This is a genomic window from Edaphobacter dinghuensis, assembly GCF_014640335.1.
Lineage (GTDB): Bacteria > Acidobacteriota > Terriglobia > Terriglobales > Acidobacteriaceae > Edaphobacter > Edaphobacter dinghuensis.
Window position 1 is genome coordinate 1,005,856 of the sequence record NZ_BMGT01000002.1, and the last position, 23,451, is coordinate 1,029,306.

At 59.4% G+C, this 23,451-nt stretch carries 22 protein-coding genes and 1 other RNA gene; 15 read left to right on the forward strand and 8 right to left on the reverse strand.

What is annotated here, in order from left to right; translation table 11 throughout:
- Nucleotides 1-7: 7 nt before the first annotated feature.
- From leuB to IEW09_RS09805, 10 genes are all read left to right on the forward strand, one after another.
- Nucleotides 8-1,105: a 3-isopropylmalate dehydrogenase gene (leuB, locus tag IEW09_RS09760; protein ID WP_188553956.1), complete on the forward strand. Its 1,098-nt coding sequence runs from the start codon at nt 8-10 to the stop codon at nt 1,103-1,105.
- Between the two features lie 113 nt (nt 1,106-1,218).
- Nucleotides 1,219-1,911, forward strand: a complete 693-nt coding sequence (locus tag IEW09_RS09765) for a hypothetical protein (protein WP_188553957.1) — start codon at nt 1,219-1,221, stop codon at nt 1,909-1,911.
- Entirely contained in the window at nt 1,908-3,344 is a 1,437-nt protein-coding gene (leuC, locus tag IEW09_RS09770) for a 3-isopropylmalate dehydratase large subunit (RefSeq protein WP_188553958.1), read from the forward strand. Before IEW09_RS09765 ends, leuC begins: the two co-directional genes overlap by 4 nt.
- Nucleotides 3,344-3,982, forward strand: coding sequence for a 3-isopropylmalate dehydratase small subunit (gene leuD / locus IEW09_RS09775; RefSeq protein ID WP_188553959.1), 639 nt, complete (start codon nt 3,344-3,346; stop codon nt 3,980-3,982). The genes leuC and leuD overlap by 1 nt, the downstream gene beginning before the upstream one ends.
- A gap of 100 nt (nt 3,983-4,082) precedes the next feature.
- Nucleotides 4,083-5,780, forward strand: coding sequence for a dihydroxy-acid dehydratase (gene ilvD, locus IEW09_RS09780; protein WP_188553960.1), 1,698 nt, complete (start codon nt 4,083-4,085; stop codon nt 5,778-5,780).
- Between the two features lie 104 nt (nt 5,781-5,884).
- Entirely contained in the window at nt 5,885-7,639 is a 1,755-nt protein-coding gene (gene ilvB, locus IEW09_RS09785; RefSeq protein WP_188553961.1) for a biosynthetic-type acetolactate synthase large subunit, read from the forward strand.
- Between the two features lie 84 nt (nt 7,640-7,723).
- A complete protein-coding gene (locus tag IEW09_RS09790) occupies nt 7,724-8,188 on the forward strand; it encodes a hypothetical protein (RefSeq protein ID WP_188553962.1) in 465 nt (154 codons plus the stop codon).
- Nucleotides 8,189-8,797: an acetolactate synthase small subunit gene (gene ilvN, locus IEW09_RS09795; RefSeq protein WP_188553963.1), complete on the forward strand. Its 609-nt coding sequence runs from the start codon at nt 8,189-8,191 to the stop codon at nt 8,795-8,797. It abuts the gene before it with no gap.
- A 92-nt stretch (nt 8,798-8,889) separates the two neighbouring features.
- Nucleotides 8,890-9,915 carry a ketol-acid reductoisomerase gene (gene ilvC, locus IEW09_RS09800; RefSeq protein WP_188553964.1) on the forward strand — a complete coding sequence of 342 codons (1,026 nt, stop codon included), beginning with the start codon at nt 8,890-8,892 and terminating at the stop codon, nt 9,913-9,915.
- A 133-nt stretch (nt 9,916-10,048) separates the two neighbouring features.
- Entirely contained in the window at nt 10,049-11,533 is a 1,485-nt protein-coding gene (locus IEW09_RS09805; RefSeq protein WP_188553965.1) for a sensor histidine kinase, read from the forward strand.
- A gap of 49 nt (nt 11,534-11,582) precedes the next feature.
- On the opposite strand, the gene IEW09_RS09810 is transcribed toward IEW09_RS09805, so the two are convergent.
- From IEW09_RS09810 to IEW09_RS09835, 6 genes are all read right to left on the reverse strand, one after another.
- The gene (locus IEW09_RS09810; protein ID WP_188553966.1) at nt 11,583-11,867 is read right to left on the reverse strand and encodes a DUF427 domain-containing protein; all 285 of its coding nucleotides are present in this window, start codon (nt 11,865-11,867) and stop codon (nt 11,583-11,585) included.
- 161 nt (nt 11,868-12,028) lie between these two features.
- On the reverse strand, nt 12,029-12,454 hold the full coding sequence (locus IEW09_RS09815) for a DUF4760 domain-containing protein (protein ID WP_188553967.1): 426 nt from the start codon (nt 12,452-12,454) through the stop codon (nt 12,029-12,031).
- An 18-nt stretch (nt 12,455-12,472) separates the two neighbouring features.
- Nucleotides 12,473-15,379 carry a type I DNA topoisomerase gene (gene topA / locus IEW09_RS09820; RefSeq protein ID WP_188553968.1) on the reverse strand — a complete coding sequence of 969 codons (2,907 nt, stop codon included), beginning with the start codon at nt 15,377-15,379 and terminating at the stop codon, nt 12,473-12,475.
- Between the two features lie 237 nt (nt 15,380-15,616).
- Nucleotides 15,617-16,741: a DNA-processing protein DprA gene (gene dprA / locus IEW09_RS09825; protein WP_188554401.1), complete on the reverse strand. Its 1,125-nt coding sequence runs from the start codon at nt 16,739-16,741 to the stop codon at nt 15,617-15,619.
- 95 nt (nt 16,742-16,836) lie between these two features.
- Entirely contained in the window at nt 16,837-17,577 is a 741-nt protein-coding gene (locus IEW09_RS09830) for a DoxX family protein (RefSeq protein ID WP_188553969.1), read from the reverse strand.
- 78 nt (nt 17,578-17,655) lie between these two features.
- The gene (locus tag IEW09_RS09835; protein ID WP_188553970.1) at nt 17,656-17,856 is read right to left on the reverse strand and encodes a DUF3565 domain-containing protein; all 201 of its coding nucleotides are present in this window, start codon (nt 17,854-17,856) and stop codon (nt 17,656-17,658) included.
- A gap of 87 nt (nt 17,857-17,943) precedes the next feature.
- On the opposite strand from IEW09_RS09835, the gene IEW09_RS09840 reads away from it, so the two are divergent.
- Together IEW09_RS09840 and IEW09_RS09845 are read left to right on the forward strand one after the other, a co-directional pair.
- Nucleotides 17,944-18,819, forward strand: coding sequence for a menaquinone biosynthetic enzyme MqnA/MqnD family protein (locus IEW09_RS09840; RefSeq protein ID WP_229739217.1), 876 nt, complete (start codon nt 17,944-17,946; stop codon nt 18,817-18,819).
- A 77-nt stretch (nt 18,820-18,896) separates the two neighbouring features.
- Entirely contained in the window at nt 18,897-19,634 is a 738-nt protein-coding gene (locus tag IEW09_RS09845; protein ID WP_188553971.1) for a YqaA family protein, read from the forward strand.
- A gap of 15 nt (nt 19,635-19,649) precedes the next feature.
- Here the strand turns inward: IEW09_RS09845 and IEW09_RS09850 are convergent, their stop codons facing one another.
- Both IEW09_RS09850 and ffs read right to left on the reverse strand, forming a co-directional pair.
- Nucleotides 19,650-20,672, reverse strand: a complete 1,023-nt coding sequence (locus IEW09_RS09850) for a beta-ketoacyl-ACP synthase III (protein WP_188553972.1) — start codon at nt 20,670-20,672, stop codon at nt 19,650-19,652.
- A gap of 155 nt (nt 20,673-20,827) precedes the next feature.
- An RNA gene (gene ffs / locus IEW09_RS09855) (signal recognition particle sRNA small type) lies at nt 20,828-20,925 on the reverse strand.
- A 108-nt stretch (nt 20,926-21,033) separates the two neighbouring features.
- Here ffs and IEW09_RS09860 point away from each other — a divergent pair.
- From IEW09_RS09860 to IEW09_RS09870, 3 genes are all read left to right on the forward strand, one after another.
- A complete protein-coding gene (locus IEW09_RS09860; protein WP_188553973.1) occupies nt 21,034-22,104 on the forward strand; it encodes a pectinesterase family protein in 1,071 nt (356 codons plus the stop codon).
- A 40-nt stretch (nt 22,105-22,144) separates the two neighbouring features.
- The gene (locus IEW09_RS09865) at nt 22,145-22,498 is read left to right on the forward strand and encodes a hypothetical protein (protein ID WP_188553974.1); all 354 of its coding nucleotides are present in this window, start codon (nt 22,145-22,147) and stop codon (nt 22,496-22,498) included.
- A gap of 100 nt (nt 22,499-22,598) precedes the next feature.
- Nucleotides 22,599-23,450 (forward strand): hypothetical protein, encoded by an 852-nt coding sequence (locus tag IEW09_RS09870; protein WP_188553975.1) that lies wholly within the window; start codon nt 22,599-22,601, stop codon nt 23,448-23,450.
- Nucleotide 23,451: the final 1 nt, after the last annotated feature.

The following is a 23,451-nucleotide window of genomic DNA, read 5'->3' on the forward strand; positions in this document are numbered from 1 at the left end:
GTTATTCATGCGCCTCAAAATTGCAGTCCTGGCCGGCGACGGCATCGGCCCCGAAGTCACTCGCGAAGCAACCAACATTCTGCGCGCTGTTGCCGAGCTTGGCGGCCACGACTTCACCTTCGTCGAAGGCCTGATCGGTGGAATCGCTATCACCGAGACCGGATCGCCGCTTCCCAAAGCTACACTCGACGCTGCGCTGGACTCTGACGCCGTATTGCTCGGTGCCGTAGGCGACAACAAATTTAATTCGCTCACTCCCGACAAGCGCCCCGAGGCCGGTCTTCTGCAGATCCGACAGGCCCTCGGCGGCTTCGCCAACCTGCGCCCTTCCACCGCCTACAAAGCGCTCAGCGCCAGCTCTCCGCTGCGCCCCGAGGTTACCGAGAACGTTGACATCCTCTTCGTCCGCGAGCTGCTCGGCGGCCTCTACTTCGGCGCACCGCGCTCCTGGAACAAGGAGACGAACGAGGCCATCAACACCATGCGCTATACCCGCGACGAGGTCGTCCGCGTGGCTCGCATCGCCTTCGAGCTTGCCAGCAAGCGTCGCAAGAAGGTCACCTCGGTCGATAAGGCAAATGTTCTCGAAGTCTCGCAACTCTGGCGCGCGACTGTTACCGAGGTGGCGAAGGATTATCCGGATGTCACTCTCGAGCATCAGCTCGTCGACTCGATGGCGATGCACATCATGAACATTCCCCGTAACTTTGACGTTGTGCTCACCGAAAATCTCTTCGGCGACATTCTCTCCGACGAGGCAGGCGTCATCACCGGATCGCTCGGCATGCTGCCCTCGGCCACCATCGGCGGCGCAGTCAATCTCTTCGAGCCCGTGCATGGCAGCGCACCTGACATCGCTGGAACCGGCAAGGCGAATCCGCTCGGCGCAATTTTGACCGCAGCTATGATTCTTCGCCACTCCGCAAATCTTGAGCAGGACGCTCGCGCCGTGGAGCAGGCCGTACACAAGGTTCTCGACGAAGGCTACCGTACCGCAGATATCGCTCGCGGCGGAGAATCCATCACCACGCAGGAGATGGGCAAGCGAGTTCATCAGGCTCTGGCAGAGTCCATCAATCGCCGCCAGTCCATGCACGCCGTCTAGAGATAGAACGTAACACTTTCAGTTACGTCATCCTGAGCGATGGCGCAAAGCGCCGAGTCGAAGGATCTCTGTATTTCGCTTTTTGCCGTTGTTGTTGCTGTACACAAACAAAAATGCGCCGCCATCTCCAACTCGCCGCCATCCTTCTCCTCATCACAGGAACGGCGGCGGCGCGCGCGGACCTCTTCAAGCACAAAGACAGCAGACCAAAGTCAAACGTCGAGTGGATGTGGCAGTACAGCCCACCGCCCGCAGATGGCCGCGAAAACGCTCTCGTCCTCGATCCTCACTTTCAGCCATTTCTGGCCCAGTACCTCACTGCACCTCAGACATTCTGGAGCCAGACCGGGCCAAAGCCAAAGTCGCTCGCCGAGACCGCGCTCGACTATCTCTCCATGCCGGGCAAAGTTCTCGCCGACCAGAACCGCTATCTCACCGTCACTGGCTGCGTCTATCGCTTCTGTCCTGACCGTGGCCTGCTCTTCGTCGATCTCGGTCTCCCGCAGCCGCTCGTCGTCTTCGCCGCCATCAACTGGATTCAGCAGAACAAGACTCCCGATCAGCCCGGCGCCGAGTACACCCTATGGGTCTTCAGCAATAAGGCAATCGACCCCGATCACATTCCAGCGGCATTAACGCACAGCATCGCCCGCTGGACCGCCGAGCCGCCGCTCGGCACCACGATTCACCAGATCATCACCAACGCAATTCTTGTTGACCCCGACGGCAAGCCGCAACAAATCAAGCCGGCAGCCATCGGAGCCAACACCATCACCGAACAACCTGAAATCAAGGCCAAATCATGACCACGACACCCAAAACATTATTCGAAAAAGTCTGGCAGCAACATCTTGTCGTCGAGCCCCAGGGCGAGCCTTCCATCCTCTATATCGACCTGCATCTTGTCCACGAGGTCACGTCGCCCCAGGCCTTCGACGGCTTGCGCATGGCTGGCCGCAAGCTGCGCCGTCCCGACCGCACCATCGCAACGGTAGACCACAACGTTCCCACCACCAGCGCCTACGACCGTCTCCACATCGTCGACCAGATCTCGGCCACGCAGGTCAACGCGCTGCGCAAAAACTGCGCCGAGTTCGGCATCGAGTTCTTCGACGTGCAGGATGCCTCGCAGGGCATCGTCCACATGATCGGGCCTGAGCTGGGAGCAACCAAGCCCGGTATGACCATCGTCTGCGGCGACTCGCATACGTCGACCCACGGAGCCTTCGGCGCGCTAGCTTTTGGAATCGGCACCAGCGAGGTCGAGCACGTCATGGCCACGCAGACGCTGCCGCAGTCCAAGCCCAAGACCTTCCGCATCACCGTCGACGGCGAGCTTCCCTTCGGTGTCACTGCCAAGGACATCATCCTCGATATCATCGGCAAGATCGGCACCGACGGAGCCACCGGCTACGCGGTCGAGTATGCCGGTTCGGCCATTCGCGCGCTCTCCATGGAAGGCCGCATGACCATCTGCAACATGAGCATCGAGGCCGGCGCCCGCGCAGGCATGATCGCTCCCGATGAGACGACCTTCGCTTACCTCAAGGGCCGCCGCTTCTCTCCCACCGGCGCGGCATGGGACGAGGCCGTCGCGCACTGGCGCACGCTTCCCACCGACGAAGGCGCGAAGTTCGATCGCGAAATGCATATCGACGCGGCAACTCTGGCTCCCGCCGTCACCTGGGGCACGTCGCCCGGCATGACCACCACCATTAACGCCAACGTTCCTACGCTCGACGAAGCCGTAACTGAAGCCGACCGCAAGTCCTTCGAGCGCGCATACGAATATATGGCGCTCAAGCCCGGCACACCGATGGAAGAGATCGCCATCGACACCGTCTTCCTCGGCTCCTGCACCAACGGCCGCATCGAAGACCTTCGCGCCGCAGCCGCCGTCGTCAAAGGCCATCACATCGCCACGCGTGTTCGCGCAATGGTCGTCCCCGGCTCGCAGGCGGTCAAACGCCAAGCTGAAGAAGAAGGTCTCGACTCCATCTTCAAGACCGCAGGCTTCGAGTGGCGCGAGCCCGGCTGCAGCATGTGCCTCGGCATGAACCCCGACATTCTTCAACCCGGCGAACGTTGCGCCTCAACCTCGAACCGCAACTTCGAAGGCCGCCAGGGCCGCGGTGGCCGCACTCACCTCGTCAGCCCCGAGATGGCAGCCGCAGCCGCCATCACCGGCCACTTCACCGACATTCGCAAGTGGAAGCAGAGCGAAGGAGGCTCACGCTAATGGAACCCATCAACGTCCTTACCTCGAAAGCCGTCCCGCTGCCGCTGCCTAACATCGACACGGACCAGATCATCCCGAAGCAATTCCTCAAGCGCATCGAGCGCACCGGCTACGGCGAGTTTCTCTTCTTCGATTGGCGCTACGACGTCGAGACGCCCGACCATGTCGAAGAGCGGAAAGATTTCGCCCTCAACAAGCCCGAGTACAAAGGCGCGCAGATCCTCATCGCCGAAAAGAACTTCGGCTGCGGCAGTTCGCGCGAGCACGCCGCGTGGGCACTCAATCAGTACGGTTTCCTCGCCGTCATCGCGCCAACGTTTGCCGACATCTTCTTCTCGAACGCGGGCAAGAACGGCATCATCCTCGTCCGCCTCAGCGAAGAAGAGGTCCAGGAGCTTTTAGCCCGCTGCACCAAAGACCCCGAGCACAAGCTCACCATCAACCTCGAAGCCCAGACCGTCACCGACGACCAAGGCTTCAACGCGCACTTCGACATCGATCCCTTCCGCAAATACTGCCTGCTGAACGGCCTCGACGACATCGGTCTTACGCTGCGCCACGAATCCGAACTGGACGCATTCGAATCCAAACACAATAAAGATTTCTGGTCCGCACCCAAGGCCGCAACCCTTTCATAAATTGTCATCCTTCCGCGAAGCGGGAGGATCTGCTTTCGCCGACTAGCCGACTCATTGACTTGCTAACCCGCTAACTCGATTTACCTGAAAGGCTGACATCTTGAGCAACGAACTCGATCCCGCAAAGAAAAATTCCATCGCACTGACCGAAGGCCCGTCCCGCGCCGCTGCGCGCTCCTACTTTCGCAGCGTAGGCTTCAGCAAGGAAGATCTGCACAAGCCCATCATCGGCATCGCCAATACATGGACCGAGGTCGGCCCCTGCAACTTCCATCTGCGCAAAGTCGCCGAGGCAGTCAAGCAGGGCATTCGCGAGGCTGGCGGAACACCGATGGAGTTCAACACCATCACCGTCCACGACGGCATCACCATGGGCACACAGGGCATGAAGGCTTCGCTGATCTCTCGCGAGGTCATCGCTGATTCCATCGAACTCGTCACCCACGCCAACTCCTTCGACGGCATCGTCTGCATCGCCGGTTGCGACAAGAACATGCCCGCCGCCATCATGGCGCTGGCGCGTCTCGACATTCCCGGCCTTATGCTCTACGGCGGCAGCATCGCTCCCGGTCATCTGCAACAGCCCGATGGCAGCAGCAAGGACATCACCATCCTCAACGTCTTCGAGGCCATCGGCTCACACGCTGCGGGCAAGATCAACGATGACCAGCTTGAAGCAGTCGAAGCAGCAGCCTGTCCCGGCCCCGGAGCCTGCGGCGGCCAGTTCACCGCCAACACCATGGCGATGGCGGGCGAGTTCCTCGGCATCTCGCCGATCGAGATCACTGGCGTTCCTGCGATGTCGCCCGAGAAGCACGAGGCATCGCGTCAGGCTGGCCGCCTCGTAATGGACCTTGCACGTAAGGGCCTCACGCCGCGCCAGATTATGAGCCGCAAGTCCATCGAGAACGCCATCGCCGCAGTTTGCGCGTCGGGCGGATCGACCAACGCTGTGCTGCACCTGATCGCCATCGCGCATGAGCTGAACATTCCCATCTCGATGGAGGACTTCGACAAGATCAGCGAGCACACGCCGTTCATCTGCGATCTCTCGCCGGGCGGCAAGTACACCGCGAAGGATTATCAGGAGGCAGGCGGATCGCGCCTGCTGGCCAAGCGGCTGATGGAGCGCGGACAGTTGCACGACACCATCACCGTCACCGGCAAGACGCTGCACGAAGAGGCCAAGGCTGCGCACGAGACGCCTGGCCAGGTTGTGATTCACGAGTGGGACAAGCCGCTGAAGCCGACCGGAGGCTTGGTCATCCTCAAGGGCAATCTCGCTCCTGACGGCTGCGTCATCAAGGTGGCTGGGCACGAGCGGCTCTTTCATCAGGGTCCGGCGCGCGTCTTCGACTCCGAGGATGACTGCTTCGCCGCGGTCGAGTCAGGCAAGATCAATCCGTCCGATGTTCTCGTCATTCGCTATGAAGGACCTCGCGGAGGTCCGGGAATGCGCGAGATGCTGGCAGTTACGGCTGCGGTCAAGGGCATTCCTGAGCTCTCAGAAACGGTCGCTCTGCTCACCGATGGACGCTTCAGCGGGGCGACGCGCGGCTTGATGGCTGGTCACGTTGCACCCGAGGCTCAGCTTGGCGGACCGATCGCCGCGGTGCATGAAGGCGACACGATCACGTTCGATATTCCGAACCGCGAGCTGCGGCTTGAGGTTCCAGCGGAAGAGATTGCTGCTCGTCTCAAAAACGTCAAAGCTCCAGTGCCGCACTTCAACAGCGGAGTCTTTGCCAAGTATGCCAACACCGTAAGCAGCGCGTCGAAGGGCGCTGTTACAACTTAGCGTTTTGTATGGGCATGCGTAAGACTGTGCCCATAACAAAGCTGCACCTTTAGCAATTTTTTTCGGGACCGTTTCACAGAGCAACAGAACTTATGGAGGGCAATATGGCAGACAAAAATCAACATCCGCAACTCACCGGAGCCGAGATCGTTTGGGCCACACTGGCGGGCGAAGGCGTCGACAAGGTCTTCGGCTATCCCGGCGGAGCCATCCTGCCCGTCTATGATGCCCTGCGCAAGTTTCCCAGCATCCACCATGTGCTGGTGCGCCACGAGCAGGGAGCCTCGCACATGGCCGACGGCTACGCGCGCGCCTCGGGCAAGACCGGCGTCTGCATCGCCACCAGCGGGCCGGGTGCGACCAACCTCGTCACTGGCATCGCCACGGCCATGCTCGACAGCATTCCCATGGTGGCCATCACCGGACAGGTCTCGTCGAAGGTGCTCGGCTCGGACGCCTTTCAGGAGGTCGACATCACCGCCATCACCATGCCGATCACCAAGCACAACTGGCTGGTGACACGCGCCGAAGATATCGCGCCGACCATTCGCGCTGCCTTCCAGATCGCGCAAACTGGCCGTCCCGGCCCGGTGCTGGTCGATATCACCAAGGATGCGCAGCAGGGTATGGCAACTTTCGACTTCGAGGCTGCCGCGCCAGCGCCGCATCGGCCGCACCCGATGCTGCGCTCCGAAAGCTCGTCGATCAAACAGGCCATCGAGCTGATTCAGTCGGCCAAGCGTCCGGTCATCCTCGCGGGTCACGGCATCACGCAGTCGGGAGCCGAGGCTGAGGTTATCGCCTTCGCCGAGCGTCAGCAGATTCCGGTTGCCAGCACGCTGCTCGGCCTTGGATCGTTTCCAACGCACCATCCGCTGTCGCTCGGCATGATGGGCATGCACGGCGAGTCGTGGGTGAACCATGCAATTCAGCAGGCCGACCTTCTGCTCGCCTTCGGCATGCGCTTCGACGACCGCGTGACCGGCAACCTCGCCAGCTACGCGCCCAACGCGAAGAAGATTCACATCGAGATCGACCCCAGCGAGATCAACAAGAACGTCAAGGTAGATGTAGCGCTGATCGGCGACCTGCGCCAGACGCTCGATCTTCTGCTGCCGCTGCTGCCGAAGAAGTCCGACGCAAGCTGGATCAAGGCTGTGAATGCCATGAAGGGCGATGCCTCAGTGCGTGACATCATCAACTTGCCCGACAACGGCCATCTATACGCCGCGCACGTCATCAACGACATCTGGCGCGAGGCCGAAGCCGCCGGAAGAACCGCCCAGACCATCATCGTGACCGACGTAGGCCAGCACCAGATGTGGGAGGCGCAGTACTACAAGCACGACACTCCGCGCACGCTGGTCACCAGCGGCGGACTGGGAACAATGGGATTTGCTCTGCCCGCAGCGATCGGCGCGAAGGTGGCCTGCCCCGAGAAGGACGTCTGGGTAATCGCAGGAGATGGCGGCTTCCAGATGACCGCCTCTGAGCTTTCGACCATTCAGCAGGAGGGCCTTGCGATCAACATCGCGGTCATCAACAACGGCTTCCTCGGCATGGTGCGGCAGTGGCAGGAGGCCTTCTACGAGAAGAACTACGCCGCCAGCCCCATCCTCTCGCCCGACTTCGTCGCACTCGCCGCCGCGCATGGTATCGCAGGAGCAACCGTCAGCAAGCGCAAGGATGTAACTCCCACAGTCACAAAAGCTCGCACCAGCGGCAAACCATTTCTGATTAATTTCCAAGTCGAAAAAGAGGACGGCGTTTATCCGATGATCGCTCCGGGTTCGGCACTGCACGAGATGGTTCGCAGGCCGACAAAGGATCCGCTGCTTGAGACTGCAGAGGATGAGTAGATACCTTTCGTTGTATGACGGAAAAAATGCTCAACCTCGGTAATTTTGATGAACAATAGATCGGTTTTTCCAACCCGAGCGGTCATGTTTTTTCTTCTCTTCGCGCTTACATCGGCGCTCGCGAAGACACAGGAGCATAGCGTCAGAATCAAAATCATCAACGCACAGACCAATCATCCGATCACCGACGAGAACCTAAACGTAGCTCTGCGAGTCGATCAAATTGGCTCCGTCGCCATGAAGACGGACAAAGACGGCATCATCAACGTGGACACGGGTCACGCAACCATCATCCGCATCCTCGCGAACATGTATGGCGACTGCCGTTCGCGTGGTGAGCTTTATACCAACTACTCCATTGCCGAGATTCAGACCCATGGCATTACCACCGGCAATCTGTGCAGCAATGCCAAACCCAAGGCGAAGCCCGGAGAACTCATCCTCTTCGAGACTCCCAAAACCTATATCCCGACGTATCCCGCGCCTCCAGCATCCCGCGCAACCACTGTACCTGTTGACCCCGCTGCTAACTCCAAGGAGAAGCCGTAAATGCTCCACACCTTTGTAGCCCTCGTCTCCGATAAGCCCGGCGTTCTTACCCGGGTCGCCTCGCTCTTTCGCCGCCTGAACATCAATATCGTCTCGCTCACAGTCGGAGAGTCCGAGCGCCTCGACACCTCGCGCATGACCATCGTCTGCGAGGCTCCGGAGCATGCCGCCGACCGCATTCGCGCCAGCCTCTACAAGCTCGAAATCACCGTCGATGTCGACGAGGTAGGCCGCAGCGAGGCCGTCATCCGCGAGCTTTGCCTGATCAAAGTTTCGGCCGGGCCACGCGAGCCGAATGGCCTCTCCTCCCGTTCGCAGATCTTCGAGCTGGCCACGGTCTTCCGCGCCCGCGTTGTAGACCTCGCACCCGAGTCGATCATGCTCGAAATGACGGGCAGCTCCTCAAAGATCGAAGGACTGCTCCAGGTGCTGCGCGAGAGCGGCTACACCATACTCGAGGTCTCACGCACCGGCCGCATGGCGATGCGGCGCGGCCACCATACCAGCCGGGTGCTCAAGGCGCTGGGCACTCCCAACGGAAACGGCGAAGCCGATATTCTCAGCGTGCCGACGACCGATATCATCCCCAACGAATTTGACGAGCACTAAAACTTCTCGATTACCGAATAAATTCCGTTCAATTCGTAGTCGTCAACTGATTCACTGAGCTACCATTAACTTAAAAGGAAACGAACACCATCATGGCTAAGGCATACCACGACGCAGACGCAGACCTCTCTCTTATCCAGGCGAAGAAAGTCGCCATCATCGGCTATGGCTCGCAGGGCCATGCCCATGCTCTCAACCTCAAGGACTCCGGCGTCGATGTGCGCGTTGGTCTCCGCACGGATAGCCCCAACGTGGAGCGTGCGCGCAAGGCTGGCCTTCAGGTCGGCACCGTCGCCGAAGTGTCGAAGTGGGCAGACGTCATCATGAACCTGACCCCCGACCAGACTGCCGCCAAGGTCTATCACGCCGATATCGAGCCGAACCTTGCCCCCGGCAAGACGCTGATGTTCGCGCACGGCTTCAACATTCGCTTCCGCACCATCACTCCCCCCACGGACGTTGATGTCTCGCTGGTCGCACCCAAGGCCCCCGGCCATCGCGTGCGCGAGGTCTTCACCGAAGGCGGCGGCGTACCCGGCCTGGTAGCGGTCGAGCAGGATGCCAGCGGCAACGCGCTCGCGCTTGCACTGAGCTACGCCAAGGGCATCGGCTGCACCCGCGCCGGTGTGCTTGAGACGACCTTCACGGAAGAGACCGAGACCGACCTCTTCGGCGAGCAGGCTGTCCTTTGCGGCGGAACCTCGGCGCTGGTCAAGGCTGGCTTTGAGACGTTGGTCGAGGCTGGCTATCAGCCCGAGCTGGCTTACTTCGAAGTGCTGCATGAGCTGAAGCTCATCGTCGACTTGATGTACCGCGGCGGCCTCGAGTACATGCGTCACTCCATCTCCGACACCGCGGAGTGGGGCGATTATGTCACCGGCCCCCGCATCGTCACCGACGCGACCAAGAAGGCCATGAAGGAAGTGCTCACCGACATCCAGAGCGGCAAGTTCGCCGAGCGCTTCATCGCAGACCAGAACTCGGGCCGCAAGGAGTTCGAGGGCTTCCGCTCGAAGGAGCGTGGCCACCAGATCGAAAAGGTCGGCGCAGAACTTCGCAAATCCATGCCGTTCCTCGACCCAGTCGTGGTCAAGGACGGAGCAGTCGTCAAGGCCTGACCGCCATTCGCAACCAAACGAAGGGCGGGGCTTCTGGCTCCGCCCTTCGTGCTTTTATAAGGGAACCGGCACACAAAGATCTGCGTAATTAACAGCATCATCTACCATAAGAATAGAACTGGAGCCACGCCCTATGGAAACCGCGACCCTCCAAGCCGAGCCATACCTAGTTCCTATCACACCTGCAACCCCCACACCATTGCCTGAGATCGTTGCTGCGCTGCGCACGATCACTCCGCTCATCGGCCTCTCCGACGAGGAGTACACGTGGCTGGCCACGCATGGCTCAGAGCGCATCAGCGATTACGACGCCATGGTCTTTCGCGAAGGCGAGCCGACCTCGCATCTTGTCTTCATTCTGCGCGGGGAGATCCATGTCCGCCGCCGCCACTCCGGCCCTATGGCGCTGTTCATCGGCCGCGCCGGACAGATGACCGGCAAGCTTCCCTTCTCGCGCATGAAGACCTACGGCGGCGATGGCTACACCATTGGTCCCACCTGGGTGCTCGACATTCACGAGTCGCTCTTCCCCGAGATGCTCGAAGCTATCCCCTCGATGGCACAGCGGTGCGTCTCTGTGCTGCTCGATCGCGTGCGCGAAGTAACGCGCATGGAACAGCAGGCCGAAAAGCTTTCGGCTCTGGGCAAACTTGCGGGCAATCTCTCACATGAGCTCAACAACCCTGCCTCTGCAGCGCAGCGCTCCGCAGCCAGCCTCTTCGGCGAGCTGCGCAAGTACGGCGACCAGAAGTATCTGCTAGGCTCGCTTTGTCTTACGCCGGAGCAGTCCAAGATCTACAAGGACTGGGTGATTCGCACCCGTGCGAGCATGGCAGCGTATTCCAGTGAAACGGTCGCGCCGCAGAATCCGCTGGCCTTCTCGGATCGCGAAGAGCAGCTGACAAAATGGCTCATCGACCACAACGTCACCGAGCCGTGGACGATTGCACCTTCCCTCTCTGAGACGCGCATCACGCTCGAACATCTCGATGACCTGGCGCGCCATGCCCCACCGGAGCTTGTCCCTATTACCATCGGCACCTTTGCCACGTCGCTGCGTGTCGAGCGCATGACCGAGGCTATCGTCGACTCGACCGTCCGCATCTTCGACCTCATCAGCGCCATCAAGGACTACTCCTACATGGACCAGGCGCCGATTCAGGACATCGATCTTGCCCAGTCACTTGAAACCACACTGGCCATGTTCTCATCGCGGTTGCAGGGCATCACCGTCGAGCGCGACTTCGATCCTGAGCTTCCGCCAATCAGCGCCTATGGCAGCGAGCTCAGCCAGGTCTGGACGGTGCTGATCGAAAACGCCATCGAAGCCATACGATCGAGCGGCGTATCTGGCGTCCTTCGCCTCCGCACCTGCCTCACCGGTACGATGGCGAGCATCGAGGTCTGGAACAACGGCCCTGAGATCGACCGGGCCATTCAATCCCGCATCTTCGAACCTTTCTTTACAACCAAGGCTCCCGGCCATGGTCTGGGGCTCGGCCTCGATACCGCCCAGCGCATCGTCAGCCGCCACTCAGGCTTTCTGACAGTGGAATCGAACCCCGGAGCCACCTGCTTTCAGGTCCGTTTACCTCTGGACCAGGCACAGGCCTATTAAATGCGAATGGGAGAGGCAGCGGCCTCTCCCATTCGCATTGATTCTAAATCTATTTAGTGATTTCCACACCTCGCCAGAACGCGATGTGATGCTTTACGTTGCGAGCCGCAGGCTTCGGATCGGGGTAATACCACGCCGCATCCTGATTTTCCTGGTCGTCAACCATCACCGTGTAATACCGGGCCAGTCCCTTCCACGGGCAACTGGAGGTCGTCGAACTAGGCCTCAAAAACTCTCGTTTGACCGTCTCCTCCGGGAAATAAATGTTTCCCTCGACTGTCTCGTATGTCTCGCTTTCGGCCAGCGTCTGGCCATTCCATACTGCCTTTGCCATTGTTCGCTACCTTATTCTTTTCAATAAGTTACAGCTCATCATTTGTACAGGCGTGTCAATGAGCGGGGTTCTGAACCCTGAGTGCTACCAACCTATTTGTAACAGAAGCGATGCCGAAAAGGAAAGTGAGGGCTGGGCTGGACGCACCCTGCCCTCAAAATCTATGCCGGGGTCTGGGCAGGCACAAACCTCTTCAATAAGCTCTCGTATCGTGCCTTCGCGACCGGATATTTTTCAATCAGAGCTGCCGTCTGTCCCATGAAAGGATTGCCTGACTCCTTCTCGGTCTCGGCGTGGAAGTGATGGAACTTCGCATAGAGCAGAATACCCTCTCCGTTCGAGTCCAGAAACAGGTCGGCATCCAGCGCGCCGCGCAGCACCAGCGAAGCAGCCATCTCCCAGTAGCTCATGGTCTGCCGCCACGCGGGGTTATGCGGAGACTGAACATCCCTCGACACCGCCCGCAGCTCTTCAAGCGTCTTCGGCTGAAAATCGAAGACCATAAACCGCCGCGCACTCCTCAGCGCCTCTTCCCGTCGAAGCTCATAGAGCCGCAAAATCAGTTCAGCATCCGCTGCCGTTGCCATTTGTTCTCTCTTTCATTTTTATGCAACACTCTCGACCACAGGCCGAGTCTTCTCCGGGTCAGGCCGCTCTACCACCACAGCAGGCGCAGGCCCGGCAATCTTCTTCTCGTAGCTGCACTCAGGAGTCGTCGATTCTTCTTCAACGGCACCCCTCTTCTTGCGTCGCTTCGGTAAGGCCTCGCGATTGTTGGGGCATACGAGGTACGTCCCCTTATCGCTCGTCACCTCAAGCAGATAAGAGCTGTCTCCCTTGGGGCAGGCCTGATTGACCAGCTTCAGGTTCGAAGCGAAGTCGCACTTCGGATACTTCACGCAACCGTAGAAGGTATCGCCACGCTTGGTCTTGCGCACGGCGATCTCGCTGCCGCACTTGGGGCACGGCACATCGAGCAGATCCTGCTTGATGTACTTGCACTTCGGATAGCCGCTGCAACTAATGAACTCGCCGTACTGCCCATTGCGCAACAGCAATGGCTTGCCGCACTTCGGGCACATCTCTTCGAGCTGCACCGGCGGCTTCTGCTGCACCTTCTGCGTCAGCTTGCGAATCGTCTTGCAGGGCGGGTCCTCGTTGTATCCGGGACAGGCCATGAACGGTCCCCACGGCCCATTACGCAGCACCATCACGCGACCGCAGTTATCACAGAACTCTTCTTCGGGAACATCATCCGCACCCGGAGCACTAAGGTCCGGCTTGGCAGCAAAGTTCTCCTTAGTGAAGTCGCAGCTTACCGGCTCTACAGTAATTTTCTTACCCTGCTCGGCCGCAGCATTGATGGAGGTAGACAACTCCTTCGCGTCATCGACCTCTTTCGAGTATTCGATCACATCATCGGTCGTCGCCTTCACAATCATAGGAAACTCAAATGCAGCGGTCACCTTCTTCGTGACTGCCTTTGCATCCTTCTTCCAGGGCCCCATCGCCACCGTCATGGGCTTTACCTTGGTGAAGTTGCTGCACGAGTAGAAGCTGCCAAACTTGCCCCACTTCAAGACCAGCGGACTGCCGCACTTGTCGCAGAGCTCCTCGGTGGCCTGCTCCATGCGCTTGACGTCTTCCATGTGCGTGCTGGCAACCTTCAACTCCTTCTCGAAGTGGTCATAGAAGCCATTCAGCAGATCGGTCCAACGCTCCTCACCCTCTTCGACCGCGTCCAGCTCGCCTTCGAGCGTCGCCGTGTACTGCGTGTCGAAGATGTACGGAAAGTTCTTCACCAGCAGGCTAGTGACAACCGTGCCAATCTCCGTCGGCACAAACTTTGCGCCGATCTTCTTGACGTAGTCGCGATCCTGAATCGTGTTGATGATCGAAGCATAAGTCGAAGGCCGACCGATGCCGCGCTCTTCCAGCACCTTCACCAGCGAAGCCTCGTTGTAACGCGGCGGCGGCTCGGTGAACTTCTGCTGCGGATCGAGCTTCGCCAGATCCAGCGCCTGCCCCTCGTTCAGCTCCGGCAGACGGCGATCAGCAGAATCATCCTGCGACTCGTTCTCCTGCTGAATGCTCTGCTGCGCAAGCTTCTCCGCGGCAGCCTGCTCTTCCTTGCTCGCTTTATCCTTGGCTGCCTGACGCGCTTTCTTGTCCTCTTCTTCAAACTTGAGGAAGCCATCGAACTTGAGCACACTGCCGCTGACACGAAAGTCATACGTGTGCTTTGCCTTGGCCGCGACATCCACCGTGGTCTGGTCAAAGACCGCAGGCGTCATCTGGCTGGAGACAAACTTCTGCCAGATCAGGCGATAAAGGCGGAACTGCTCGTCGGAAAGATACTTCCGAATCGACTCCGGCGTGAACTTCACGTTCGTCGGACGAATGGCCTCGTGCGCATCCTGTGCCTGCTCCTGTTTCTTGCCGGCATACTCGTTCGGCTTCGCCGGTAGATACGCCGCTCCCAGCTTGGCAACAAACTCGCGCACATCGACAATCGCATCGGCGCTGACGCGGGTCGAATCGGTACGCATATAGGTAATCAGGCCGACCGTACCTTCGCTTCCGATCTCAACGCCTTCATAAAGCCTCTGCGCCACGCCCATCGTTCGGCGCACGTTGAATCCGAGTCGACCGGCTGCCTCCTGCTGCAACTTGCTGGTCGTAAACGGAGCCTGAGGATTCCGTCGCCGCTCTTTTTTCTCAATGCTGCGAACGGTCCACGTAGCCTTCTCGAGTTGCTCGACCACCTCGTCAACCGACTCGTTATCGGGCAGCGCATTCGAGAGAAACTGCTCCTTGCCCTCCTTATCGACGCCATTCGAGACACGGATCGGCTTGCCTTCGATGCCGACCATGCGCGCCGTGAACTCCTGCGCACTCTTGCCCGTCTTCAAATCTGCATCGATGGTCCAGTACTCAACCGGATTAAACTCATTAATCTCGCGCTCGCGTTCCACAATCAGGCGCAATGCCACCGTCTGCACGCGGCCAGCGCTCAACCCACGGCGCACCTTGTCCCATAGCAGCGGCGAGACCTGATATCCCACCAGGCGGTCGAGCACGCGCCGGGTCTGCTGCGCGTCCACCAGATTTTCATCGACATCGCGGGCGTGGGCAAACGCTGCCTTCACCGCCTTCTGCGTAATCTCATTGAAGGTCACGCGGCGAATCTTCGACTTGTCCTTCATCACAGGCAGAAGCTGCATCGACAGGTGCGCGGCAATCGCCTCACCCTCGCGGTCGGGGTCGGGTGCCAGGTAGACCATGTCCGACTTCGCCGCCAGCTTCTTCAACCGCTCCACAATCTTTTCTTTGCCGGGAGATACGATCAGCGTCGGCTCGAACGTCCGCTTCTTCAGCTCGACGCCGATGTCGTTTTTGGGCAGGTCCATGATGTGGCCAATCGAGGCCTCCACCGAGTATTCACTGCCGAGATATTTATTGATCGTCTTCGCCTTTGCCGGCGACTCCACGATCACAAGTGATTTAGCCATTCGTTCCCTTCATCCCCAAAACCGCTAACCTTAAATCAATCGATCTGCTATCAACTCATAGAACTGCCGTTGCGCAGGATTCCAATGCGAACCTAACACGAGTTGCCGGAAATATGCGAACTGGACATCTTTCGTGAGACGCAAAATTTGACCAAAATCTATACGATAGACTGCCGCTGTTCGATTCCGTCTGCACTATCTACGGGTAACATACGGCAACTTATCCACAAGGTTCCATCAGAACGACCGCACATAGTTCTTGCCCGGTAGCTGCCGAATGCGACCGGCAAGCTCCAGTTCGAACAGCGCCGTAAAGATCTCAGCAGACCCCAACTCCGCCTCCAGCTGCTCAATTAAGTCATCCAGTTGCACCGACTCATCGTGTTTAAGCCGGTCCAGAACCATCTGTTCCTGCTCCGGCAGCGGCTTATTGCTAAATAGAGATGCAGCCTCCGTGATTTTCGATTCACCACCCGATGCGGCGCTTATCTCATCTTCCAATTGCCGCCTTATGTGTGACGGCAAATCTTCCCATACATCCTCCCACGTCGCCGTAAGCTTAGCCCCCTGCTTTATCAATGTGTTAGGCCCCCAGGCGTTTTTGTTCGTTACGTTGCCGGGAACAGCATAGACATCGCGATTCTGCTCCATCGCCAGCCGGGCCGTGATGCGGGTTCCACTGTACTCCGCCGCCTCAATGACCAGCACACCCACGCTCATGCCACTCAAGATTCGGTTCCGAATCGGGAAATTCTGTGGAGCCGGAAATGTTCCCAGCGGGTACTCGCTGATGATCGTTCCGCCCGACGCGACGATATTCTCTGCCAGTTTTTTATTTTCCTTCGGATAGATGACGTCGATTCCTGTTCCCCAAACCGCAACCGTCTTGCCACCCGCCTCAATCGCTCCCTTATGCGCCGCCGTGTCGACCCCGCGAGCCATGCCGCTCAGGATCACCAGTCTCCGGTTGGCCAGATCGCGCGACAGCATCTCTGCCATGCCGGTGCCGTAGGGCGAAGGGTGGCGTGTTCCCACCACAGCAATGCCCGGCCGCGCCAGTAGCTCCGCATTACCCCGAACCCACAGCACCGCCGGCGGATCATAGATCTCTCGCAGCCGGTCGGGATAGGCTGCGTCCTGCTGGGTCAGAATGCTGCCGCCAGCCTCCGTTACCTTGTGTATCTCGTCTTCGGCAATCTCTCGCGCCTTGCCGTCGAAGATGAACTGCGCCGACTGCGCAGGCATCCCGGTCGCCTCCAACTCGGTCAAGGAAGCATCGAACAGATTTTCCGCCGCGCCCAGAGCCTTCACTGCCCGGTTAATCCGCGTCGGTCCCATCCCCGGCGTCAACGTCAACGCCATCCATGCTATCCGAGCCTGGTCCAGCGGCGTTCCATTCCCAATATTCTGCTGCGACAAAATCCACTCCTCCGAGCCCGCACTCTGAAGCTTATCCTTTAATGTTCCACGTGGCGCAAAGCTCCTGCCAGAACGAACGATCCACCACTCATCGCCAGGGCAATCATGGCGCTGGTCCATTCATTCCCATTATGCGGAGAAGCGACAACTCGCGGAATATGGAGAACAATCACCCACAGCAGAAACATCAGCCCCAGCAGCGTCGCCGCCAGACGTCCCTGTATCTTCGTCGCAAGGCTTAAAGCAGCCGCGATAAACGCCACTCCTACAAAATAGGCCCAGAACAGATGTCCCGGAATCCACCCAGTGATCAGCGTCGCGATGAACTTTGCATACAGGAAGTGCTGGATTCCGAAGACCACCAGCGCAGCCGCGAAGAGAAAACGCCCGGCCAACATCAGGCTCTCCCACGACATGGAGTTTGATAATTCCAGCTCCCGAGCCAACACCAGCGCAGCCGCGCCCAGTGCCATCACCTCGGCTCCGCTGGTCCACGGACCGGGATCGCGCACATGCTCGATCACCCGCGGCACAAAAGTAAACAGTACGCGCAACAGAAAAGCGGAAGCCAATAAAACGGTCGCAGCCCGAGCCCACCTCTTCACCACAATGCAAACGCCGGCAACAACAAATCCAACGCCGATCAACCACGCCCACACTCCGGTCTCGGCAGTCCACGGTGGCCCGGGAGCGGGCATGAGGCCGCGTGAGTAGAAGAGGTACAGCAGTCCAAAAAGCACCATCGCCACACCAAACACAATGCGGCCAAACCGGCTCATTCCATCCACGGTAAAGACCTCCAGACAGCCCATCAATGCAATTTCGTGACCGTCATGAATCCTACCCTACGGCGAAGCTTATGGAGGGGTTAATTCCTCATCGCACTTCTTGCACTCCAGCATCCGCCCAATCCGCTCGGCCCGGGTCTCCTCATGCAACACCCACTCTCGAACCATCCAAGGCGGATCGTGGCGCACATGCTGCCCATGCCCGCACTCAAGCCTCGCGGCCCAGTGCCCCTCTTCGTCCTGATAGAAGCCGACTATCGCACGCTGCATCGAATAACTCCTGCCCACATCTATTAAACTAAAGAACAGATCGCCGAATTAAACTCTCTCAGTCTGCCTGTATCAAATAGTTATCGTTTGCCCAAATCATCCCATCCCGTTCGCGTAGCCGCCATCAACTTCCTCAACCCCGCACCTCTCATGTGGGACTTCGAGCACCCACCTCTGGCAGCAAAGCTAGCCGAGCGCTACACGCTCCACTACACCAGGCCCGCACTCTGCGCCGATGAGCTGCTCGCGGCCCGTGCCGATCTTGGCCTCATCCCTATCGCCTCACTTACGCCTGATCTCGCCATCGTTCCCGGCTGCACCATCGCATCGCTCGATCGCGTGCGCTCTATCCAACTCATCGTTAAATTAAAAGACGGGAAGCAGCCGCACGCTCTCAAGGCAGTCCGCACCATCGCCGCCGACACCGCCTCGCGCAGCTCGCTGGCCTATACCGAGATCCTCTTCCGCAAGTTCCTGGGCACGCAGCCCGCGTTTATCCAACACCCAGCCGACCCCATCGCCATGCTCGAGCAAGCTGACGCGGCCCTGCTGATCGGCGATCCTGCCCTACTGGCGCTTGAAGCTCGCGATCAAATCGAGCAAGCCATCGGCCCCTGCCAGTGGATCGACCTCGCTCATGAGTGGACCACCCGCACCGGCCTGCCCTGGGTCGCCGCCGTCTGGGCGGTTCGGCCCGAAGCCCTCAGCCTCGGACACATCAGCCCCGCTGAAATCACCGACGAACTCACCACCTCACGCGATCACGGCCTCGCCCATATCGAAGACCTCGTGCGCCAGTGGACGCCGCGCATCGCTATCCCGGCTGAAACCATCCGTCACTACCTCACCGAAAACATCCACTACACCCTCACCTCGGACTGCATCGAGGCTATGAAACTGTTTCGTCGCTACGCCGCCGAGATCGACGCACTTCCACCGCTCCCTGAACCCCGCTTTCTGTAGCCCGGTCACCACTTCGCCACAATTATTCGCCTTTTTGCCGCTGAGACTCACAGACTTCTGTTAGCGTCATATTGACCATGAAGGCCCCTGCCGGCACCGCAGCCATCGCCGCAACCGGATCAACGAAGCCCCATCTCGCCTTCCTTCTGGCCACCGCACCGCATCGCCACTCGAGCAAGTTCTTCCACTTCCTTACCAGCTTCGGCGTCTTCGGCATCTTTCTGGTCTCTATCGTCGACTCATCGTTCGTGCCGCTCCCCGTACCGGGCGTCACCGACGTTATGCTGATCATCTTTGCAGCCCAAAAGGCCAACTGGATTCTGCTCATCCTTCTCGCCACCGCAGGCTCGGCGATCGGCGGATATCTGAGCTACCAGGTCGGCCACGCCGGAGGCATGCAGTTTCTCGAAAAACACGTACCGGCACGCATCTTCAAAAGCGTCTGCGAGTGGATGGAGAAGCACGCAATCCTGGCCATCGCGCTTCCCGCCATCTTGCCCCCGCCTATGCCGCTCTCGCCCTTTGTGCTGGCAGCAGGCGCATTAAAGATGTCGAAGAAGAAGTTCATCACCATCTTCACCCTAAGCCGCTGCGCACGCCACGCACTCGCCGTATGGCTCGGCATCTTTTACGGCAGGCATGTTCTTCATCTCTGGAACCGCTTCTCCGCCAAATGGGCAGGCACCATCCTCATCGTGCTCTGGACGGGAATCCTGGTGAGCTGCGCCATCGCTTTCTGGAAGCTTTACAAGGCTTCCAAAGACGTCAGCACTCACTCAGCCAGCCTTGCGGACGGCACTAACACCACAATGTGAACTTACAACTTCGGTTCACATCTCCCACTGCAACAGAGTCGCGCCCACGGTAAACCCGGCACCCACACTTGCCAGCAGCACCAGATCGCCCTTCTTCAAGCGTCCTTCTTCAAGCGCCGTGTGCATGGCAATAGGAATCGTGCCTGCCGTAGTGTTCCCATAGCGGTCGATATTGATGACCACGCATTCTTCCGGCATTCCCAAACGCTCCGCCGTGGAGAGGATGATCCGCTTGTTTGCCTGATGCGGAATAAAGCAGCTCAGATCCTTGCCGGTGACACCATTCCGAGTCAGTACCGTCTCGGCAGCCTCCGCCATCTTGCGCACAGCAAACTTATAGACAGCCTGACCATCCTGATGCACGAAGTGCATCTTCGCCGCCACCGTCTCTACCGTCGCCGGATGCAGGCTTCCGCCTCCTGGCATATTCAACGACGCCGCACCCGAGCCGTCCACCTCGTGCCAGTAGTCGATCAGCCCGACCTCCCCTTCAGCGCAGGGCTCCAATAGGACCGCTCCCGCGCCGTCACCAAAGATCACGCAGGTCGCCCGGTCCGTGTAGTCGATGATCGAGCTCATCACATCCGCACCGATCACCATCACCTTCTTGTGCATCCCGCTCTCCACCAGCTTCGCGCCCACCTGCAAAGCATAAGGAAAGCCCGAGCACGCAGCGGAGAGGTCGAACCCCCACGCACCCTTCGCACCCAGCTTGTCCTGCACCAGGCACGCCGTCGCCGGGAAAAACATATCCGGAGTCACGGTCGCGACGATGATCACCTCAAGCTCGCTGGCTTCGATGCCCCGAGCCGCCAGACAGCGCTTGGCCGCCTCAACCGCAAGATCGCTGGTGCCTACACCCTTCTCCACGATGTGCCGCTCACGAATGCCGGTGCGCTCCACAATCCACTGGTCGTTCGTCTCCACCATCTTTTCGAGATCGGCATTGGTCAACAACCGTGGCGGAACATAGGCTCCTACCGAACTGATCTTTGCTCTCACCTGCGCATGCGGCCTCAACGTCAAACTCAAATTCATCACCTCGTCAGCAACCAGAATACAAAACTATTCGCAATCAACACTATCCGCTGTAAGACGTACCAAAGTCGACCACAGACGCAACTTCTCTGCGTTGGATCATCCAGGTTTGCAGGTTTTCAGAGGAAGAATGAGAGAAAAGAAGGGGGAGAAAAATGTACCGGGCGACCCACTGCGCCCATACTAGCCCGTTACCGTTGCTTCCTTCCGGACCTGGCGGGGTTGGCGGGATTACGTCGCGTAGGACCCGGCACACCTCCTATCCTAACATCGACAAGCCGTATGCCAAAACTTGGCGATAATCACTCATTCCACGCAGAAGATTGCCATCAACCTGCTGTAACGCATACGCTTATGCATCATGCGACTTGTCCTACCAATTTTGTTTGCCCTCGCGCTCAGTGCCTCTGCTCAGGACATCCACGTCCGCGTTGATCCCTCAGCTCGGCCCGCCCAGCCCGGCAACGAAAACCTTTCTGTCTTCCCCACCATTCAGAATGCGATGGACCACCATCCCTTCGCCGGGCCCGCCCCCGGCAAGGATGGAAGACCAGCCCGTGTCTATATTGAGATCGCCCCCGGCATCTATCACGAGCGAGTCATCATCACCCAGAACCATCCCAACATCACCCTCATCGGCATGGGCAAGTCGCCCGAAGACGTCGTCATCACCAACTCCCTCAACGCCAAACAAGCCGGCGGCACCTTCTTCACCGAGACCGTCGAGATCAACGGCTCTGGCTTCGAAGCCGACAACATCACCTTCGAAAACGCCGCCGGCAACACTGGGCAGGCCGTCGCTGTAGCCGACCGCAGCGACCGCTCTATCTTTAAACACTGCCGCTTCCTCGGACATCAGGACACGCTCTTCGCCGACTACGGCCGCCAGTACTACGTCGACTCGTACATCGAAGGCGGCGTCGACTTCATCTTCGGCAACGCCACCGCCGTCTTCGACCACGACGAGTTGCACTCCAACGGCCCCGGCTTCCTCACCGCGCAATCCCGCACATCAGCCGACCAGACCACCGGCTACGTCATCCTCAACAGCAAGGTCACCAGCGGCATCGACCACACTGCCCAGCCCATCAGCCCCAGCGCCAACTTCACCGGAGCCCGCTCCATCGCCTCCGCTCAGGGCGCAATCGGCCTTGGCCGCCCCTGGCGCCCCTACTCCCGTGTCATCTATATCAATACCAACTTGCCCAGCGACGTCCGCCCCGCGGGCTGGAACAACTGGGGCAAGACCTCCAACGAGCAGACAGCCTTCTACGCCGAATCCAACAGCACCGGCCCCGGAGCCAATCCCGCCACCCGCGTTCCCTGGTCGCACCAACTCACAACAGCGCAGACAAAGCAATTTCTGCCCGCAAAGTTCCTAAGCGGCAAAGACCACTGGAACCCCGAGGCGGAAGCAAAAAAACTTCCCTGACAATATTTAATTTGCAGCAAACTCTATAATTGAGATGTTCATGCGCCGTCTCATCAGCTTCGTCGCGGTATTGCTCTTGGTGGCCTCAGCAGCGCCAGTGATGGCCTGCGTCACCAACCTCGCGATGAGCCAGACCGAGAGCGCCTGCTGCCGCTCCATGCACGGCCAATGCGGCGAGATGGCAAAGATGGGCTGCTGTCAGACAGTCGTTCACAACGACTCGCCTCAGGTCGCCACCGAGACCGCAACGCTCACGGTTCATTGGACCTCCCTCGCACAGGGAGACAGCCTCGCAACGCCTGTAGTGCTGGACAATCCAGCCCGGCAGATGTCTTTGGCAGAGCACTCCCCACCCGGCCTGCTCATCGCTCGAACCACCGTCCTACGAATCTGATCTCCGCTTCCGGTCTTTGACAGCAGACACACGCTGACGTGTGCCTGAACTTCTCTGTTAACTTCTCTCGCAATCGAAGAGACCAAAAAGGAAGCATTCCATGAAAATCATTCTGGCTTTGGCCTGCGCTCTGACGCTGGCCAGCCCCGCGTTGGCCGCTGGGCATGGGCCTGTATTCGGCTATGCCACGCCCGTAAATTCACAAGGCGAGTTCAGCTTCGACAGCGGCCTCATTGGCCGTCACGGCTCGCTAGGAGATGCGCTGACCGAGAGCTCGCAAATCGGTTACGGCATCACTCCACACATCACCGTCAACGCGGTTCTGCCTGCCACCTTCGGCAGTGCCGCACTGCCTGAAACCCGCCTGGCCGGAGGAGGCGAGTGGTCAAGCTCCGTCGCCTGGAGGTTCCAGCACTCCGTTACCTCGGTCGGGCGGCGAATCGAGTCCACCGCATCTCTGGGGCTCGTCGTTCCCGGCCCGCAGCAGGATAGCGGCGTCCTCGCCAACCTCCATCGCGCACCGGGAGTAGCCGCAACCCTTGCCTCCGGGCTGGCCTCGCGCAGCCAATATCTCTGGTTCGGCGGAGGCTACACGCGCTTCGCCGAAGCCCACACCGACCGCCGTCCCGACACCATCTCGTGGAGCACGGTCTACGGCTACCGTCCGCCCCGCCTGCGTCGCGACGTCAACCACTGGGACTACCGTGGCTTTGCCGAGCTGACCGGCGAGCACACCGGCGCAGTGCGCAGCCAGGGAAGCCTCGTGCCTCATAGCGAAACGACCAGCCTGTGGCTTGGCCCTTCGATCCTCGCCATCCTCAAGGACGTTGCCATCGAAGGCGGCATTCAGGCTCCTCTCTATCGAGACGCCTCCACATCGCTCTATGGCCGCGAGAGCATTCGCTTCGCCATCAACTTCAGCTACCTCAAATACTCTTCGCACGCATACTGAA

Coding starts and splice junctions, on each gene's coding strand:
- leuB (WP_188553956.1), top strand. CDS start 8: ATGCGCCTCAAAATTGCAGTCCTGGCCGGCGACGGCATCGGCCCCGAA.
- IEW09_RS09765 (WP_188553957.1), top strand. CDS start 1,219: ATGCGCCGCCATCTCCAACTCGCCGCCATCCTTCTCCTCATCACAGGA.
- leuC (WP_188553958.1), top strand. CDS start 1,908: ATGACCACGACACCCAAAACATTATTCGAAAAAGTCTGGCAGCAACAT.
- leuD (WP_188553959.1), top strand. CDS start 3,344: ATGGAACCCATCAACGTCCTTACCTCGAAAGCCGTCCCGCTGCCGCTG.
- ilvB (WP_188553961.1), top strand. CDS start 5,885: ATGGCAGACAAAAATCAACATCCGCAACTCACCGGAGCCGAGATCGTT.
- IEW09_RS09790 (WP_188553962.1), top strand. CDS start 7,724: ATGTTTTTTCTTCTCTTCGCGCTTACATCGGCGCTCGCGAAGACACAG.
- ilvN (WP_188553963.1), top strand. CDS start 8,189: ATGCTCCACACCTTTGTAGCCCTCGTCTCCGATAAGCCCGGCGTTCTT.
- ilvC (WP_188553964.1), top strand. CDS start 8,890: ATGGCTAAGGCATACCACGACGCAGACGCAGACCTCTCTCTTATCCAG.
- IEW09_RS09805 (WP_188553965.1), top strand. CDS start 10,049: ATGGAAACCGCGACCCTCCAAGCCGAGCCATACCTAGTTCCTATCACA.
- IEW09_RS09810 (WP_188553966.1), bottom strand. CDS start 11,867: ATGGCAAAGGCAGTATGGAATGGCCAGACGCTGGCCGAAAGCGAGACA.
- IEW09_RS09815 (WP_188553967.1), bottom strand. CDS start 12,454: ATGGCAACGGCAGCGGATGCTGAACTGATTTTGCGGCTCTATGAGCTT.
- topA (WP_188553968.1), bottom strand. CDS start 15,379: ATGGCTAAATCACTTGTGATCGTGGAGTCGCCGGCAAAGGCGAAGACG.
- dprA (WP_188554401.1), bottom strand. CDS start 16,741: ATGGCGTTGACGTTGACGCCGGGGATGGGACCGACGCGGATTAACCGG.
- IEW09_RS09830 (WP_188553969.1), bottom strand. CDS start 17,577: ATGAGCCGGTTTGGCCGCATTGTGTTTGGTGTGGCGATGGTGCTTTTT.
- IEW09_RS09835 (WP_188553970.1), bottom strand. CDS start 17,856: ATGCAGCGTGCGATAGTCGGCTTCTATCAGGACGAAGAGGGGCACTGG.
- IEW09_RS09845 (WP_188553971.1), top strand. CDS start 18,897: ATGAAGGCCCCTGCCGGCACCGCAGCCATCGCCGCAACCGGATCAACG.
- IEW09_RS09850 (WP_188553972.1), bottom strand. CDS start 20,672: ATGAATTTGAGTTTGACGTTGAGGCCGCATGCGCAGGTGAGAGCAAAG.
- IEW09_RS09860 (WP_188553973.1), top strand. CDS start 21,034: ATGCGACTTGTCCTACCAATTTTGTTTGCCCTCGCGCTCAGTGCCTCT.
- IEW09_RS09865 (WP_188553974.1), top strand. CDS start 22,145: ATGCGCCGTCTCATCAGCTTCGTCGCGGTATTGCTCTTGGTGGCCTCA.
- IEW09_RS09870 (WP_188553975.1), top strand. CDS start 22,599: ATGAAAATCATTCTGGCTTTGGCCTGCGCTCTGACGCTGGCCAGCCCC.